At 51.4% G+C, this 16,829-nt stretch carries 14 protein-coding genes; 11 read left to right on the top strand and 3 right to left on the bottom strand.

The features are described 5' to 3' along the window. Positions 1 to 15: 15 nt before the first annotated feature. From aroD to ACH0WD_RS01140, 3 genes are all read left to right on the top strand, one after another. A complete protein-coding gene (gene aroD, locus ACH0WD_RS01150; RefSeq protein ID WP_000860221.1) occupies positions 16 to 774 on the top strand; it encodes a type I 3-dehydroquinate dehydratase in 759 nt (252 codons plus the stop codon). 153 nt (positions 775 to 927) lie between these two features. After that, the gene (locus ACH0WD_RS01145; protein ID WP_000773595.1) at positions 928 to 2,523 is read left to right on the top strand and encodes an acyl CoA:acetate/3-ketoacid CoA transferase; all 1,596 of its coding nucleotides are present in this window, start codon (positions 928 to 930) and stop codon (positions 2,521 to 2,523) included. Positions 2,524 to 2,536: 13 nt separating this feature from the next. Next, the gene (locus tag ACH0WD_RS01140; protein ID WP_000347819.1) at positions 2,537 to 3,688 is read left to right on the top strand and encodes an acyl-CoA dehydrogenase; all 1,152 of its coding nucleotides are present in this window, start codon (positions 2,537 to 2,539) and stop codon (positions 3,686 to 3,688) included. A gap of 75 nt (positions 3,689 to 3,763) precedes the next feature. Here the strand turns inward: ACH0WD_RS01140 and ACH0WD_RS01135 are convergent, their stop codons facing one another. Then, positions 3,764 to 4,654: an AraC family transcriptional regulator gene (locus ACH0WD_RS01135; protein ID WP_000284832.1), complete on the bottom strand. Its 891-nt coding sequence runs from the start codon at positions 4,652 to 4,654 to the stop codon at positions 3,764 to 3,766. 462 nt (positions 4,655 to 5,116) lie between these two features. Here ACH0WD_RS01135 and ACH0WD_RS01130 point away from each other — a divergent pair, with 462 nt between their 5' ends. From ACH0WD_RS01130 to fadK, 5 genes are all read left to right on the top strand, one after another. Continuing rightward, complete coding sequence (locus ACH0WD_RS01130; protein ID WP_000692096.1) at positions 5,117 to 5,881, top strand: electron transfer flavoprotein; 765 nt, start codon at positions 5,117 to 5,119, stop codon at positions 5,879 to 5,881. A gap of 21 nt (positions 5,882 to 5,902) precedes the next feature. After that, the gene (locus tag ACH0WD_RS01125) at positions 5,903 to 6,838 is read left to right on the top strand and encodes an electron transfer flavoprotein subunit alpha (protein WP_001015886.1); all 936 of its coding nucleotides are present in this window, start codon (positions 5,903 to 5,905) and stop codon (positions 6,836 to 6,838) included. Positions 6,839 to 6,894: 56 nt separating this feature from the next. Then, complete coding sequence (locus ACH0WD_RS01120) at positions 6,895 to 8,181, top strand: FAD-dependent oxidoreductase (protein ID WP_001278555.1); 1,287 nt, start codon at positions 6,895 to 6,897, stop codon at positions 8,179 to 8,181. Beyond that, complete coding sequence (locus ACH0WD_RS01115) at positions 8,178 to 8,471, top strand: ferredoxin family protein (RefSeq protein WP_000093362.1); 294 nt, start codon at positions 8,178 to 8,180, stop codon at positions 8,469 to 8,471. Before ACH0WD_RS01120 ends, ACH0WD_RS01115 begins: the two co-directional genes overlap by 4 nt. Positions 8,472 to 8,560: 89 nt before the next feature. Beyond that, complete coding sequence (fadK, locus tag ACH0WD_RS01110) at positions 8,561 to 10,201, top strand: medium-chain fatty-acid--CoA ligase (RefSeq protein WP_000117492.1); 1,641 nt, start codon at positions 8,561 to 8,563, stop codon at positions 10,199 to 10,201. 41 nt (positions 10,202 to 10,242) lie between these two features. On the opposite strand, the gene ppsA is transcribed toward fadK, so the two are convergent. Then, positions 10,243 to 12,621, bottom strand: a complete 2,379-nt coding sequence (ppsA, locus tag ACH0WD_RS01105) for a phosphoenolpyruvate synthase (protein WP_000069335.1) — start codon at positions 12,619 to 12,621, stop codon at positions 10,243 to 10,245. 336 nt (positions 12,622 to 12,957) lie between these two features. On the opposite strand from ppsA, the gene ppsR reads away from it, so the two are divergent. From ppsR to hemP, 3 genes are all read left to right on the top strand, one after another. After that, the gene (ppsR, locus tag ACH0WD_RS01100; protein WP_000370992.1) at positions 12,958 to 13,791 is read left to right on the top strand and encodes a posphoenolpyruvate synthetase regulatory kinase/phosphorylase PpsR; all 834 of its coding nucleotides are present in this window, start codon (positions 12,958 to 12,960) and stop codon (positions 13,789 to 13,791) included. A 155-nt stretch (positions 13,792 to 13,946) separates the two neighbouring features. Beyond that, on the top strand, positions 13,947 to 14,993 hold the full coding sequence (aroH, locus tag ACH0WD_RS01095; RefSeq protein WP_001082196.1) for a 3-deoxy-7-phosphoheptulonate synthase AroH: 1,047 nt from the start codon (positions 13,947 to 13,949) through the stop codon (positions 14,991 to 14,993). A gap of 156 nt (positions 14,994 to 15,149) precedes the next feature. Further along, complete coding sequence (hemP, locus tag ACH0WD_RS01090; RefSeq protein WP_000089118.1) at positions 15,150 to 15,341, top strand: hemin uptake protein HemP; 192 nt, start codon at positions 15,150 to 15,152, stop codon at positions 15,339 to 15,341. A 35-nt stretch (positions 15,342 to 15,376) separates the two neighbouring features. Here the strand turns inward: hemP and selO are convergent, their stop codons facing one another. Further along, on the bottom strand, positions 15,377 to 16,819 hold the full coding sequence (selO, locus tag ACH0WD_RS01085) for a protein adenylyltransferase SelO (RefSeq protein ID WP_000175661.1): 1,443 nt from the start codon (positions 16,817 to 16,819) through the stop codon (positions 15,377 to 15,379). Positions 16,820 to 16,829: the final 10 nt, after the last annotated feature.

Below are 16,829 nucleotides of genomic sequence, written 5' to 3'. Positions count from 1 at the left end.
AATGAAGGGTACCAAATGAAAACCGTAACTGTAAGAGATCTCGTGGTTGGCGAAGGCGCGCCAAAGATCATTGTGTCGCTAATGGGAAAAACCATTACCGATGTGAAATCGGAAGCACTCGCCTACCGTGAAGCGGATTTCGATATTCTGGAGTGGCGCGTTGACCATTTTGCCAACGTGACAACGGCGGAAAGCGTACTTGAGGCCGCCGGCGCCATCCGGGAGATTATTACCGATAAGCCCTTGCTATTTACCTTCCGCAGCGCGAAAGAAGGCGGCGAACAGGCACTAACCACCGAACAGTATATCGCTCTGAATCGTGCAGCGGTTGACAGCGGTCTGGTCGATATGATCGATCTTGAGCTTTTTACCGGCGACGATGAGGTGAAAGCCACCGTCGGCTATGCTCATCAACACAACGTTGCGGTGATCATGTCTAACCATGATTTTCATAAAACGCCCGCAGCGGAAGAGATTGTTCAGCGTCTGCGTAAAATGCAGGAACTGGGCGCCGATATTCCGAAGATCGCCGTCATGCCGCAGACTAAAGCCGATGTCCTGACCTTACTTACCGCCACTGTAGAAATGCAGGAGCGCTATGCGGATCGTCCGATTATTACCATGTCGATGTCGAAAACCGGGGTAATATCTCGTCTTGCCGGCGAAGTGTTCGGTTCTGCAGCAACGTTTGGCGCGGTGAAAAAAGCATCTGCGCCGGGACAAATATCGGTAGCCGATCTGCGTACCGTATTAACTATATTGCACCAGGCGTAATACTTTATCGTGTGGCGGAATATTCTCTTTCTGCCACAATAAAATAAATAGTTATCTGACATGAATATGTTCCATATTCATTGAAAGCCGCTGTCTTTATTACCTTAACACGGTTATATCGATATTGCTTTCAGGGATAATAGTGGAGTAAATATGAAACTCAATAAGCCATCACGCATTAATGGCCGCGTTCCCGTGCTCTCTGCACAAGAAGCAGTAAATTATATCCCGGACGAGGCCACTTTATGTATTCTGGGCGCAGGCGGCGGCATTCTCGAAGCGACAACATTAATTACCGCACTGGCAGATAAATATAAAACAACCCAGTCACCACGAGACTTATCTATTATTAGCCCTACCGGATTAGGTGACCGCGCCGATCGCGGCATCAGCCCGCTGGCGCAGGAGGGATTGGTAAAATGGGCGCTATGCGGACATTGGGGGCAATCTCCCCGTATTTCTGAACTGGCTGAACAAAATAAAATCGCCGCCTATAACTACCCACAAGGCGTATTAACCCAGACGCTGCGCGCCAGCGCCGCACACCAGCCGGGTATTCTGAGCGATATCGGTATTGGTACCTTTGTCGACCCTCGCCAACAGGGCGGAAAATTAAACGACGTGACTAAAGAAGATCTCATTAAGCTGGTAGAGATCGATAATAAAGAATATCTCTATTATAAAGCGATAGCGCCTAATGTGGCTTTTATCCGCGCCACCACCTGCGACAGCGAAGGCTATGCATCATTTGAAGATGAGGTGATGTATCTTGATGCGCTGGTGATCGCCCAGGCCGTTCACAATAATGGCGGTATTGTAATGATGCAGGTGCAGAAAATGGTAAAAAAAGCCACGCTGCATCCAAAATCCGTGCGTATTCCCGGCTATCTGGTGGATATTGTGGTTGTCGACGCCGACCAGACGCAACTGTATGGCGGCGCGCCGGTGAACCGATTTATCTCCGGGGATTTTACTCTTGATGATAGTACCCAGCTTACCCTGCCCCTTAATCAGCGCAAGCTGGTAGCCCGACGCGCGCTGTTTGAAATGCGTAAAGGCGCGGTAGGCAATGTGGGCGTAGGCATTGCCGACGGTATTGGTCTGGTCGCTCGCGAGGAAGGCTGCGCCGATGACTTCGTGCTGACCGTGGAAACAGGCCCGGTGGGCGGTATTACCTCTCAGGGCGTGGCCTTCGGTGCCAATGTCAATACCCGCGCGATCCTTGATATGACCTCACAATTTGATTTTTATCACGGCGGTGGGCTCGATGTCTGCTATTTAAGTTTTGCCGAAGTGGATCAACACGGTAATGTCGGTGTACATAAATTCAACGGCAAAATTATGGGCACCGGCGGGTTTATCGATATTAGCGCAACGTCGCAAAAAATTATTTTCTGCGGAACTCTGACGGCCGGAAGTTTAAAAACTGAAATTACCGATGGCAAATTAAATATTCTGCAGGAAGGTCGCGTCAAAAAATTCGTCAGCGAACTGCCGGAAATTACGTTCAGTGGAAAAATTGCGCTTGAGCGCGGGTTAGATGTGCGTTACATCACTGAACGTGCGGTTTTCACTCTCAAACAAGATGGCCTGCATTTAATTGAAATTGCGCCTGGCGTCGATCTGCAACGGGATATTCTTGACAAGATGGATTTTTCACCGGTTATCTCACCAGATTTAAAACTGATGGACACAAGATTATTTACCGATAGCACTATGGGATTCACGCTTCCTGACGCAACACATTAAAAGGAGTACAAATATGGATTTTTCATTAACTGAAGAACAAGAACTATTACTGGCCAGTATTCGCGAGTTAATCACCAGCAATTTTCCGGAAGAGTATTTCCGTACCTGCGATCAAACGGGCACCTATCCCAAAGAATTTATGCAGGCGCTGGCGGAAAACGGTATTTCGATGCTGGGCGTCCCGGAAGAATTCGGCGGCATTCCGGCTGACTATGTAACGCAAATGCTGGCGCTGATGGAAATCTCAAAATGCGGTGCTCCGGCCTTTTTGATTACCAACGGCCAATGCATTCACAGTATGCGCCGTTTTGGTTCCGCAGAACAACTGCGTAAAACAGCAGAAAGTACTCTGGCCACCGGCGATCCAGCATATGCGCTAGCTTTAACAGAACCTGGCGCGGGATCTGATAATAATAGCGCCACAACAACCTGGACGCGTAAAAACGGCAAGGTTTATCTTAACGGTCAGAAAACGTTTATCACCGGTGCAAAAGAATATCCTTACATGCTGGTTCTGGCGCGCGATACGGAGCCAAAAGATCCTAAAAAAGCGTTCACGCTTTGGTGGGTGGACTCAAATAAACCGGGCATAAAGATTAATCCGCTGCACAAAATTGGCTGGCACATGTTGAGTACATGCGAAGTTTATCTCGATAATGTCGAGGTGGACGAAAGCGACCGGGTCGGTGAAGAAGGCATGGGTTTCCTCAATGTCATGTACAATTTTGAAATGGAGCGTTTGATTAATGCGGCGCGCAGTACAGGTTTCGCCGAATGCGCATTTGAAGATGCCGCCCGTTACGCCAACCAGCGTATCGCCTTTGGTAAACCCATCGGCCATAACCAGATGATCCAGGAAAAGCTGGCGTTAATGGCCATCAAAATCGAAAACATGCGCAATATGGTGTTGAAAGTCGCCTGGCAGGCCGATCGGGAAGAGTCACTGCGTACCAGCGCCGCGCTGGCTAAGCTGTACTGCGCACGCACAGCGATGGAAGTGATTGACGATGCGATTCAGATTATGGGTGGGCTTGGTTATACTGACGAAGCCCGTGTCTCCCGCTTCTGGCGCGATGTTCGCTGCGAACGTATCGGTGGCGGCACGGATGAAATTATGATCTATGTGGCAGGACGCCAGATTCTGAAAGACTATCAGAACAAGTAAGGATCGTACCGGAACGTCTTATTCGGCCTGACTGCTTTACGGCATCAGGCCGAATAAATCAGATAAATTTCGCCGTCAGGTATTTGGCAGCAAATACGCCTGCTCAACCAGACTATTTTTAAATTGCTTACGATAATCGTTGGGAGAACATCCTACATGCCGCATAAACAATTTGGCAAAATGGTCCACATTTTCATATCCTACCCGCCATGAAATTTCTGCCAGTGGCGACTCAGTGTTTGTCAGCGCAAACTTGGCCTCGGTCATACGTCGTTGAATAACATAGTTGATAGGAGATATATGATATTCCTTGGCAAATTCATGGCATATATAACTGACGCTGGCGCGAAATTTTTTCGATAGCTGGTCAAGCGTGATTTTTTCACGATAATTATTATTGAGATAAACAAGCACATCCTTAATTAATACATCTTTTTTAATGTAGCCTTGTTCAGAACGATAGGCATTTTTAAAATTTTCATAGTAAAGTGCGGTCAGAGTGTAAGCAAATGCATCGTATACAGAGGAAGCCAATACGTTTTTCCCCTGCGGAAGTAACACGCTTAATTCATTAAAGATACTTTTAATGACCTCTTTTCCCTGAACCACGGAAACCACCGGACAGGAATGACTCTGCAATAGTTGGTTTTCTTCCCAACCTGGAAAACAAAACCCATACAGCGCACAGGTATAGGTGGTAGCCGGCGAATTGCTGTCGGATGCTACAGCGTGTAGCCGCCCCCGCTCAACGACGACAATATCGTCCGCATGCGCGACGTAGAGTGAAGAGTCAATAATTAACCTGGCTATCCCTTTTTTGACGTAAATAAGCTCTGTTTCATTATCATGCATATGATGGCCAGACTCCCAGTTTGGATCATCGCTAATGACAAAACGTGAAAATCGAGGGGTCTTGTCCTGTTCAAAAATCGTCTCCGCGGCGGAGTCAAAACAGCGCTGATACATAATAACCTCTGTCAGGTTTAAAAAGATAACCAGGATAAAATAAAGCGAGCGTCAGTGTTGTACAACCGTGGAGATTACCAGCAAAACAAGATTATTCGTTCCGAATGCAAGATATTATGTTCTTTTGCAGACAGCTCAGATTACCTGTCGATAGCGTATTATCAGACAAAAATACATAGCCGACATATCTTTGATGTTTTCTTTTAACCTCACAGAAACAACATCGCACGTTTCATGTTAAAAAATGATGATATGCTTCGCACTTATTATTCTCACTACCGTATTTATATTTTTATGACGCCCTTTTCAGATGGTTGCTAACGATTCTCTGTTCGCAGATTTTTTGTGCAAGATTGTTGGCAAGGAAAACAGATTGACCCATCGTAAACCTCTTCAGACTGCCGCAGACTATTTTCAGTCAGATTTACGTTACTTATCCGCACGCGACTCACTGGAGATGCAATGAAAATAATAACCTGCTTTAAGTTGGTGCCTGAAGAACAGGACATTACCGTGACCCCGGAGCATTCGCTCAATTTTGATCGTGCCGAGGCCAAAATCAGCCAGTTTGATTTAAATGCAATTGAGGCCGCCGCGCAGTTAGCTGGCGATGGCGACGAGATCGCCGCGCTCACCGTCGGCGGCTCTCTGTTACAAAATTCAAAAGTCCGCAAAGATGTGTTATCCCGCGGGCCGGATGCGCTTTTTATGGTTCAGGATGCGCAACTGGAGCACGCCCTGCCCAAAGAAACCGCGCTGGCGCTAGCATCCGCGGCGGAGAAAATTGGCTTTGACCTGCTGCTCTTCGGGGAGGGCTCCGGCGATATTTATGCCCAACAGGTGGGCCTGCTGACTGGCGAACTCCTGAAACTCCCCGTCATCAACGCAGTAAGCCATATTCAACGCGACGGCGACAAAATCATCGTTGAACGCACACTGGAAGAAGACGTTGAAATTATCGAGCTCACGCTGCCCGCGGTGCTTTGCGTGACCTCAGATATTAACGTTCCACGCATCCCGTCAATGAAAGCCATTCTCGGCGCCGGGAAAAAAGCCGTTACGTCGTGGCTGGCGAGCGATATCCACTGGACCCCAACCACGCCAATGGCGGAACTGGTCGCCATCTCGGTACCGCCGCAGACAGAACGCAAGCATATCATTCTCGATAACGATTCGCCGGAAGCCATTACCGCACTGGCCGACCATTTGAAAAAATCCCTGAACTAAACCCAACGGAGAAAAATTATCATGAATCATTTAGCTAACGTATGGGTATTTAGCGATAACGTAGAGCGTTATGCTGAATTAATGACCGGCGCGCGGCAGTGGGGAGAAAAAGTTTACGCCATCGTGCAAGGAAACACGGAGATCAACTACGTGAAAGCGCTTGGCGCTGATGAGATAGTCGTTCTTGAATCGCATACGGATTTGCAGCGCGTGGAAAACTATGCCGAAACGCTGGCCTCGTTATTAGGCGACCAAAATGGGCTGCTGCTCATGGCGGCGACCAAGCGCTGTAAAGCGCTGGGCGCCCGGCTGAGCATCCAGCTTAACGCCGTGATGGTGAACGACGCGACGTCTATTGACCTCCTCGACGGGACGCTACACGCAGAGCATCGCATGTACGGCGGACTTGCTTTCGGCAAAGAGAAATTAAACAGTCCGCAGGCGATTATTACGCTGGCACCCGGCGTGCTGGAACCCGCCGCCCCTCACCCCGGTCATACTTGCCCGCAGACCACGCTGGCATATATTGCCCCACGCCACGAGGTATTGTGCCAGCAGCGGCGCGCGAAATCGTTAAGCAGCGTCGATTTGAGCAAAGCCAAACGGGTCATCGGCGTAGGACGAGGTCTGGCGGCGCAAAGCGATCTGGATATGGTGCATAAACTGGCGGCCGTTCTCGGCGCAGAAGTAGGCTGTTCCCGCCCCATTGCGGAAGGTGAAAACTGGATGGAACGTGAGCGTTATATTGGCGTATCCGGCGTTCTGTTGAAATCCGATCTCTATCTGACGCTGGGCATTTCCGGCCAAATTCAACATATGGTGGGTGGAAACGGCGCAAAAATTATTGTCGCAATTAACAAAGATAAAAACGCGCCCATTTTCAATTATGCCGATTATGGCCTGGTGGGCGATATCTATAAGGTTGTTCCTGCCCTCATCGACCAGTTAAGCCGCTAATTCCTTTTTCAACGCACATCTCCCGTCGTCGATACGGCGGGAAAGGAGCATAAAGCATGTCGGATGATAAATTTGACGCTATTGTGGTGGGCGCAGGCGTAGCAGGAACGGTCGCCGCGTATGTGATGGCAAAAGCGGGACTGGATGTACTGGTTATTGAACGCGGAAACAGCGCGGGCAGCAAAAATATGACCGGTGGCCGGCTCTACGCTCACAGTATCGAAAGTATTATGCCGGGATTCGCAACGTCCGCCCCCATCGAACGTGTCGTTACCCGTGAAAAAATCTCCTTTTTAACCGAAGAAAGCGCCGTCACACTTGATTTTCACCGCGCGCCCCCTACTCCGCCCCTTACGTCATATACCGTACTGCGCAACAAACTGGACCCGTGGCTAATGGCGCAGGCGGAGCAGGCTGGCGCGCAGTTTATCCCAGGTGTACGGGTCGACGCTCTGGTACGTGAAGGCAATCGCGTCACTGGCGTTCAGGCCGGGGATGATATTCTTGATGCGAATATTGTGATTCTCGCGGACGGCGTGAATTCCATGCTGGGCCGTTCACTGGACATGGTGCCTGCCTCGTCTGCGCATCACTATGCCGTCGGCGTAAAAGAGTTGATTGGGCTCTCTCCGGCACTTATTGAAGAGCGCTTTAATCTGGCGTCCCATGAAGGCGCCGCCTGGTTATTCGCTGGCGCGCCCTCCAACGGGCTCATGGGCGGCGGGTTTCTTTATACCAACCGCGATTCGGTTTCTCTGGGGCTGGTATGTGGCCTGGGCGACATTGCTCACGCGACCAAAAGCGTACCGCAAATGCTGGAAGATTTTAAACAGCATCCGGCAATACGCCCTTTGATTCAGGGGGGAACGCTGCTTGAATACTCCGCTCATATGGTGCCCGAAGGCGGCATAGCAATGATGCCGGAGCTGGCAAATGACGGCGTGATGATTGTCGGCGACGCCGCCGGTCTTTGCCTGAATCTCGGTTATACCGTCCGCGGCATGGATTTAGCCATCGCGTCCGCGCAAGCGGCCGCTCAAACCGCCATTGACGCTAAAGCGCGGCAAGATTTTTCCGCCGCGAGTCTTGCCGGTTACAAACGCGCGCTGGAGAAAAACGGCGTGTTACGCGATATGCGGCATTTCCGCAAACTCCCCGGATTAATGGAAAACCCACGGCTTTTTACCGAGTACCCGCGAATGGCGGCAAACATTGTGGGCGATCTGTTCACCGTTGATGGCGGTCCAGTCCCACCGTTGCGTAAAACTATCCTGTCACATGCGAAAAAAATTGGACTGGTGAATCTATTAAAAGACGGCATAAAAGGGGCTACGGCATTATGAGTTCGGACAATAAGGTGAATGTTGACGTCAAATTGGGCGTAAATAAATTTTACGTAGATGAAGGACACCCACATATCATTTTGCGCTCCTCGCCTGACATGCAGGAGTTTAATAAATTAATAAAAGCCTGCCCTGCCGGACTCTATAAGCTGGACGATGCGGGAAATATTCATTTTGACTCCGCGGGCTGCCTGGAATGCGGGACCTGCAGGGTTCTCTGCGGCAATACTCTTCTCGAAAAATGGGAATACCCGGCGGGAACGTTCGGCGTTGAGTTTCGCTACGGCTGACGCTCTGAAACACCGGATAACGACGCTACGGCGTCTTATTCGGCTTGCCCCCGGAGATTACGTCATTTGTATTAATAGAGAACAAGTCAATGAGTGTTACATTAACGTTTGACGCCGCAAGGCGGAAAACCTATCGCGAGTCCGGCTACTGGGGCGATGCTTCACTGGGCGACTACTGGCGGCAAACCGCACGTGCCGTACCCGATAAAATCGCCGTGGTCGATAATCATGGCGCGTCCTGGACCTACGCCGCACTCGACTGCGCGGCAAGCCGCCTGGCAAACTGGTTACTGTCTCAGGGGATTCAACCGGGCGATCGCGTGGCCTTTCAGCTTCCGGGCTGGTGTGAGTTTACCCTCATTTATCTGGCCTGCCTGAAAACGGGCGCGGTATCTGTCCCGCTACTTCCCGCCTGGCGAGAAGCAGAGCTGGTTTGGGTGCTGAACAAATGTCAGGCTAAAATATTCTTCGCCCCCACCGTATTCAAACAGAATCGTCCGGTCGATCTTATCCTTCCGCTACAAAATCAACTGCGCCATCTGACGCATATTGTCGGCGTGGATAAACTGGCGCCTGCCACCACAGCGCTTGCGCTTAGTCAAATCATCGACCGCAGCGAACCGTTGCAGTCAGACATTAACATTCACGGTGATGAACTGGCGGCAGTGCTGTTTACCTCCGGCACAGAAGGAATGCCGAAAGGGGTGATGTTGACCCACAATAATATTCTTGCCAGCGAACGGGCGTATTGCGCGCGGTTGAATTTAACCTGGCAAGATGTGTTCCTGATGCCTGCGCCACTGGGCCACGCCACCGGATTTTTACACGGCGTCACCGCGCCCTTTTTAATCGGGGCGCGTAGCGTATTGCTGGACATCTTTACCCCAGAAGCCTGCCTTACCTTATTAGCGCAGCAACGCTGTACCTGTATGTCAGGCGCGACGCCGTTTATTTACGATCTGCTTTGTGCCGTTGAGCAACAGCCTGCCGACCTCTCCTCACTGCGATTCTTCTTATGCGGCGGCACGACTATTCCCAAAAAGGTTGCCCGCGACTGCCAGCAGCGCGGTATCAAATTATTGAGTATTTACGGTTCTACAGAAAGTTCTCCACACTCGATGGTTAATCTGGGTGATTCGACTTCACGCATGATGAACACCGATGGTTATGCCGCCACCGGTGTAGAAATTAAAATCGTGGATGAAGATCGCAATACGCTTCCAGCAGGCCACGAAGGCGAAGAAGCCTCGCGCGGGCCAAACGTTTTTATGGGATACCTGGACGAGCCGGAACTTACCGCCCGCGCACTGGATAATGAGGGCTGGTATTACAGCGGCGACCTCTGCCGCATGGATGAAGACGGTTATATCAAAATTACCGGGCGCAAAAAGGATATTATTATACGTGGAGGTGAAAATATCAGCAGTCGCGAGGTGGAGGATATTTTATTGCAACACCCCCGCATACACGATGCTTGCGTCGTTGCTATGCCTGATGAACGCTTAGGCGAACGTTCATGCGCGTATGTAGTCTTAAAACCGCCGCACCTTTCGCTGACGCTGGAAGAGGTGATCGCTTTTTTCAGTCGAAAACGGGTAGCGAAGTATAAATATCCGGAACGGATCGTCATCGTAGAAAAACTGCCCAGAACCGCCTCTGGCAAAGTGCAGAAGTTTCTGTTGCGGCAGGATATTATTGAGCGGCTGCGCCAGGAGCACACTGCGGTATAAATTGCCGGATGGCGACGTTAACGCCGCCATCCGGTATTACACTACTTCTTCAGTTCCGCCAGACTCAGCCAGGTCTGAACCACGGTGTCCGGGTTCAGCGACAGGCTGTCGATCCCCTCTTCCATCAGCCAGGCGGCAAAGTCTTCATGGTCGGACGGACCCTGACCACAAATTCCAACATATTTGCCCTGTTTTTTCGCCGCGCGGATCGCCATCGACAGCAGCGCTTTCACCGCGTCGTTACGCTCGTCAAACAGTTCAGACACCACGCCGGAATCGCGATCCAGCCCCAGCGCCAGCTGCGTCATGTCGTTAGAACCAATCGAGAAGCCATCAAAATACTCGAGGAACTGTTCAGCCAGCAAGGCATTGGACGGGATCTCGCACATCATGATGATCTTCAGCCCGTTCTCGCCGCGTTTAAGCCCCTGGCGCGCCAGCTCTTCGATGACCGCTTTCGCCTGGTCGACCGTCCGCACGAACGGGATCATGATTTCGACGTTGGTAAGGCCCATATCGTTGCGCACGCGTTTCACCGCTTCGCATTCCAGCGCAAAACAATCGCGGAAACTTTCTGCGACGTAACGACCCGCGCCGCGGAAGCCCAGCATCGGGTTTTCTTCATGCGGCTCATAGCGTTCGCCGCCGACCAGGTTGGCGTATTCGTTGGACTTAAAGTCAGACAGGCGAACGATGACGCGTTTCGGGTAGAAGGCGGCGCCTAACGTCGCGATCCCTTCCGTCAGTCGACCAACGTAAAATTCACGCGGCGAGTCAAACCCTTTCATCATCTCACGAATGTCGTTTTGCAGCGCGGCATCCTGGTCGTCAAACTCCAGCAGCGCGCGCGGGTGAACGCCAATCATACGGTTAATGATGAATTCCAGTCGCGCCAGACCTACACCTTCATTCGGCAGGCAGGCAAAGTCAAATGCTCTGTCCGGGTTGCCGACGTTCATCATGACCTTCAGCGGTAGCTCTGGCATGGTATCTACGCTGGAGCTTTTTACGCTGAAATCCAGCATGTCGGCATACACATAACCGGTATCACCTTCCGCACAGGAGACGGTTACTTTCTCGCCATCTTTCATGCGTTCGGTGGCGTCGCCGCAGCCGACTACCGCCGGAATGCCCAATTCGCGGGCGATAATCGCCGCGTGACAGGTGCGCCCGCCACGGTTAGTGACAATCGCCGCCGCTTTTTTCATGATCGGTTCCCAGTCCGGGTCGGTCATATCGGTGACAAGCACATCGCCAGGCTCAATACGGTTCATTTCGCCGATATCGTGAATAACTTTTACCGTACCTGCGCCGATACGATGACCAATGGCGCGACCTTCGGCAATGATTTTCCCCTGCGCATGTAGCGTATAACGCTCCATCACCTGGCCACGGGAGCGCACGGTTTCCGGACGTGCCTGCACAATAAAGAGCTTACCGGTATGACCGTCTTTCGCCCATTCGATATCCATCGGACGACCATAGTGCCGCTCAATCTGCACCGCTTGTTTCGCCAGTTCCTGCACTTCTTCGTTGGTGAGCGAGAAAATGTCGCGCTGTTCCTGCGGCACATCTTCAATCTTCACTTGCTTGCCGTGCTCCTGGGTGGCGGCGTAAACCATGCGGATTTTTTTCGACCCCATGGTGCGGCGTACGATGGCCGGACGGCCTGCCGCCAGGGTTGGCTTATGGACATAAAATTCATCCGGGTTAACCGCGCCCTGCACCACCATTTCACCCAGTCCCCATGCCGAGGTGATAAAGACCACCTGGTCAAAGCCGGATTCGGTATCGATAGAGAACATCACCCCTGACGAGGCGAGATCGGAGCGAACCATCCGCTGCACGCCAGCGGAAAGCGCTACGCCGCGATGATCATATCCCTGGTGAACGCGATAAGAGATGGCGCGATCGTTAAACAGAGAAGCAAATACGTGTTTCACTGCCACCAGTACCGCGTCGAAGCCCTGAACGTTAAGAAACGTTTCCTGTTGACCCGCAAACGAAGCATCTGGCATATCTTCCGCCGTGGCGGAGGAACGCACGGCAAAAGAGGCATTTTCATCATCCGACGAAAGCTGCGCATAGGCATCGCGGATGGCGTTTTCCAGCGCCGGCTGGAAAGGAGTGTCGATAATCCACTGGCGGATCTGCGCGCCCGCTTTCGCCAGCTGGGAGACATCATCAATATCTGTCTTATCCAGCAGCTCATAAATGCGCTGGTTTACGCCGCTTTGATCCAAAAACTGGTTAAACGCATCGGCAGTGGTTGCAAAACCATTCGGAACGGATACGCCCATGCCGGAAAGGTTAGTAATCATTTCACCCAGGGAGGCATTTTTGCCCCCAACTCTGTCTACATCATTCATGCCGAGTTGGTTATACCAAAGCACCAGCGGTGACGAGCCATTGTTGGACATCGAACAATCCTTTTGTGATAAATGAACGAGTTTAAGAAACACATAGTTGCGTATTTATCCTGGCATACTTAAACCCGCGAAAAAAACGGTGAATCGTTCAAGCAAATTTATTTTTTCATTTTTTCAGATTGTTTACGTAGTTGCGCAAACCCGCGCATAGCACGGCATTCCCTTAATCACCCACGGTATAAACTGCGTTTCCAGGAAATGAAACATGCTTTTCATTAATTATAAAAAGCGCCTGTCATTTTATAAAATAAGCGACAAGTTATACGTTTCCCGTTACTTTTAATTTATGCTTTCAGATAATTATGTTTACTCTTCAGGATGAACAGAATGGATAATGTTGTTGATCGCCATGTTTTCTATATTTCTGATGGTACCGCCATCACCGCCGAGGTCCTGGGTCACGCGGTTATGTCGCAGTTTCCGGTGACGATCAGCAGCATCACGCTGCCATTCGTGGAGAACGAAAGTCGCGCCCGCGCCGTCAAAGACCAAATTGACGCCATTTATCAGCAAACCGGCGTTCGCCCGCTGGTGTTTTACTCGATTGTTTTACCTGAAATTCGCGCCATCATCTTACAGAGCGAAGGTTTCTGCCAGGATATCGTCCAGGCGCTGGTGGCGCCGCTTCAGCAGGAGATGAAACTGGATCCGACACCGATCGCTCATCGTACTCATGGGCTTAATCCGGGTAACCTGAACAAGTATGACGCCCGTATTGCCGCTATCGATTATACCCTGGCGCATGATGATGGCATTTCATTGCGCAACCTCGATCAGGCCCAGGTCATTTTACTTGGCGTTTCGCGCTGTGGAAAAACGCCCACCAGCCTCTATCTGGCGATGCAATTCGGTATTCGTGCGGCTAACTACCCTTTCATCGCCGATGATATGGATAATTTGACACTGCCCACATCGTTAAAACCGCTACAACATAAACTGTTCGGCCTGACAATTGACCCTGAACGCCTGGCGGCAATTCGCGAAGAACGCCGTGAAAACAGTCGCTATGCCTCGTTGCGTCAGTGCCGCATGGAAGTGGCGGAGGTTGAAGCGCTGTATCGTAAGAATCAGATCCCCTGCCTGAACAGCACCAATTATTCCGTTGAAGAGATAGCCACCAAGATTCTCGACATTATGGGGCTTAACCGCAGGATGTACTAGCAAACTAGTTTAATGGGTTGGTTTTTGTTATCATGCCGTTCTGCCTGCGAGGTGTGACACGCCTCGCACTTGAAATCAGCAGGGATTGGTTTATCGTGATGCCCATCACTTCCCGGTAGTCCTGCCGTTGAAGCAACAAATTTCTGAGACTTGTAATGAACAGAACCGACGAACTCCGTACTGCGCGTATCGACAGCCTGGTAACACCGACCGAACTCGCGCAGCGGTATCCTGTATCGTCCTCCGTCGCCAGTCATGTTACCGACTCCCGACGCCGGATAGAAAAGATTTTAAATGGTGAAGATCCACGGCTACTGGTCGTCATTGGCCCCTGTTCGATTCACGATCTGAATGCTGCCATGGAATACGCGACGCAGCTCCAGGCACAACGCCAAAAGCATCAGGCGCGTCTGGAAATCGTCATGCGCACCTATTTTGAAAAACCGCGCACCGTCGTGGGATGGAAAGGCCTGATTTCCGATCCTGACTTGAATGGAAGTTACCGCGTCAATTATGGGCTTGAACTGGCGCGTCGCTTGCTATTGCAGGTGAACGAACTGGGAGTACCGACTGCCACAGAGTTTCTTGATATGGTCACCGGCCAGTTTATTGCCGATCTGATCAGTTGGGGAGCGATTGGCGCGCGTACCACCGAAAGCCAAATCCATCGGGAAATGGCTTCCGCGCTATCTTGTCCGGTCGGCTTTAAAAATGGTACGGATGGCAATACTCGCATTGCCGTTGACGCTATTCGCGCCTCCCGCGCCAGCCATATGTTTCTCTCGCCGGATAAAGACGGACAGATGACTATCTACCAGACGAGTGGCAACCCGTATGGGCACATCATCATGCGCGGCGGTAAAAAACCGAACTACCACGCTGAAGATATTGCCGCCGCCTGCGACACGTTGCATGAATTTGATCTGCCGGAACATCTGGTCGTCGACTTCAGCCACGGCAACTGTCAAAAACAGCATCGCCGCCAGTTGGAGGTATGTGATGATATTTGCCAGCAGATTCGTAATGGCTCCACGGCAATTGCCGGGATTATGGCCGAGAGTTTTTTACGGGAAGGCACGCAAAAAATTATCAGCGGTCAACCATTAATCTATGGTCAGTCCATTACCGATCCCTGCCTGAACTGGGAAGATACGGAAGTTCTGTTGGAAAAACTGGCCGCGGCGGTAGATAGCCGCTTTTAATAGCTCGCCCATCCTGCCGGGATGGGCGTTTCTTCGATGCGTTACCCGCCCTTTTCTCTCCCCGCGCGTATATCACTCCACAGAATTAGCACTTGCTGTTATCGCATTAATTATTGATAATAATAATCATTGTGAGTTTGATTATTAATAAATAACATGTCGCGTATGGATAACACCGAGCTGCCTCACCCTAAGGAAATGGACAATGAAACGCTTCTCCCTGCCGCTGAACGGCGCGTCAACAGTCAGGCGCTATTAGGTCCGGACGGCAAAGTCATTATCGATCACAACGGTCAGGAGTATCTGTTGCGCAAAACTCAGGCCGGTAAACTACTGTTAACCAAATAGCGCTCCCGCCAGCAGACGATGCTGCTGGCATCAGGCTAACTTGAACAACTGACCTCCAGCCGCTTTCCCCACTCCGGCGGTCGGCTGGCATAGTCATCATCTCGATCGGTAAAAGGTTGACGTAAAACTTCATGCAACCGATGCAGTTCCGCCATGTCTCCTTGTTCAGCCGCATCTATCGCGCGTTGCGCCAGCCAGTTGCGCAACACAACCGCAGGATTCACGCGTTGCATCTGCTGCTGGCGCAGCGCGTCATCAACCGCCTCTGTGCGCAATCGCGCCCGGTAGCGGTCGAACCAGGCATCGAACGCCGCGCGATCGATAAACGTATCCCGCAACGGCGAGGAAGCGCTCTGTTGCTCCGTATGGCTTAACATCCGAAATGTACGGGTATAGTCACTCCCTTCGCGCGCCATCAGACTAAACAATTCATTCAGTAAAGCGTTATCGTCTTTTTGCTCGGTAAAGAAGCCCAGCTTCTGGCGCATTCGCTGCCCATAGTGCGTTAACAACGCGTCCTGGTAGCGATCCAGCGCTCTGTTTAACGCGTCGATCTCAATAAAAGGGGTTAACGTCTGCGCCAGACGTTGTAAATTCCACAGCGCCACCGACGGTTGATTATCGAAGCGGTAACGTCCCTGATGATCGGAATGGTTACCAATGAAGCCGGGATCGTAGTCATCGAGAAAACCAAAGGGACCATAGTCGATGGTCAGCCCCAGAATCGACATGTTATCCGTATTCATAACGCCGTGCGAAAAACCGACGGTTTGCCACTCGGCGATGAGTCTTCCGGTACGCGCCGCCACCTCTTCAAACCACAAAGCATATTTTTCCGGGACATCCTGCCATTGCGGCCAGTAATGATGAATAGCGAAATCAGCCAGTTGCTGAACTTTTTCCGGCTCACGGCGGTAGTAGAAATGTTCGAAATGACCAAAACGCATATGACTTTGCGCCAGACGCATTAACATCGCGCCCGTTTCCTGCGTCTCTCGCTGAACCGGCGTATCGCTGGCTACGATAGATAACGCGCGCGTCGTGGGAATACCCAGATAATGCATGGCTTCGCTGGCAAGGCTTTCTCGTATGGTTGAACGCAGGACGGCGCGCCCATCCCCCATTCGCGAATAGGGTGTTAATCCGGCGCCTTTCAGATGCCAGTCGAGGGTCGAGCCATCCGCCAGGAGCTGTTCACCCAGCAAAATACCGCGTCCGTCGCCTAGCTGTCCCGCCCAGACGCCGAACTGATGCCCGCTATATACCTGCGCGACAGGCGACATACCGGGTAATAAGGTTTCGCCGCCCCAAACGCCAGCGCCATTAGTAGCGTCAAATAACGACGCGGGAATGGCTAACTGCTGCGCCAGTTCGTCGTTATACCAAATCAGTCGCGCATTTTTTAACGGTGTGGGTAAAAGCGCGGTATACGTTGCTGGCAGTTCATCGCGCCAACGGGCAGTAAAAGACAGGGTCATAGGGCCTCCT

The sequence above is a fragment of the Salmonella sp. 2020_1395 genome (assembly GCF_043848115.1).
In the GTDB taxonomy this organism is placed as follows: domain Bacteria; phylum Pseudomonadota; class Gammaproteobacteria; order Enterobacterales; family Enterobacteriaceae; genus Salmonella; species Salmonella enterica.
The sequence above is the reverse complement of the archived record's forward strand: the minus strand, read 5'-3'. Positions and strand labels throughout refer to the sequence as shown.

Bases quoted from the DNA above. Each gene is read 5' to 3' on its own strand.
- aroD (WP_000860221.1), top strand. From the start codon at position 16: ATGAAAACCGTAACTGTAAGAGATCTCGTGGTTGGCGAAGGCGCGCCA.
- ACH0WD_RS01145 (WP_000773595.1), top strand. From the start codon at position 928: ATGAAACTCAATAAGCCATCACGCATTAATGGCCGCGTTCCCGTGCTC.
- ACH0WD_RS01140 (WP_000347819.1), top strand. From the start codon at position 2,537: ATGGATTTTTCATTAACTGAAGAACAAGAACTATTACTGGCCAGTATT.
- ACH0WD_RS01135 (WP_000284832.1), bottom strand. From the start codon at position 4,654: ATGTATCAGCGCTGTTTTGACTCCGCCGCGGAGACGATTTTTGAACAG.
- ACH0WD_RS01130 (WP_000692096.1), top strand. From the start codon at position 5,117: ATGAAAATAATAACCTGCTTTAAGTTGGTGCCTGAAGAACAGGACATT.
- ACH0WD_RS01125 (WP_001015886.1), top strand. From the start codon at position 5,903: ATGAATCATTTAGCTAACGTATGGGTATTTAGCGATAACGTAGAGCGT.
- ACH0WD_RS01120 (WP_001278555.1), top strand. From the start codon at position 6,895: ATGTCGGATGATAAATTTGACGCTATTGTGGTGGGCGCAGGCGTAGCA.
- ACH0WD_RS01115 (WP_000093362.1), top strand. From the start codon at position 8,178: ATGAGTTCGGACAATAAGGTGAATGTTGACGTCAAATTGGGCGTAAAT.
- fadK (WP_000117492.1), top strand. From the start codon at position 8,561: ATGAGTGTTACATTAACGTTTGACGCCGCAAGGCGGAAAACCTATCGC.
- ppsA (WP_000069335.1), bottom strand. From the start codon at position 12,621: ATGTCCAACAATGGCTCGTCACCGCTGGTGCTTTGGTATAACCAACTC.
- ppsR (WP_000370992.1), top strand. From the start codon at position 12,958: ATGGATAATGTTGTTGATCGCCATGTTTTCTATATTTCTGATGGTACC.
- aroH (WP_001082196.1), top strand. From the start codon at position 13,947: ATGAACAGAACCGACGAACTCCGTACTGCGCGTATCGACAGCCTGGTA.
- hemP (WP_000089118.1), top strand. From the start codon at position 15,150: ATGTCGCGTATGGATAACACCGAGCTGCCTCACCCTAAGGAAATGGAC.
- selO (WP_000175661.1), bottom strand. From the start codon at position 16,819: ATGACCCTGTCTTTTACTGCCCGTTGGCGCGATGAACTGCCAGCAACG.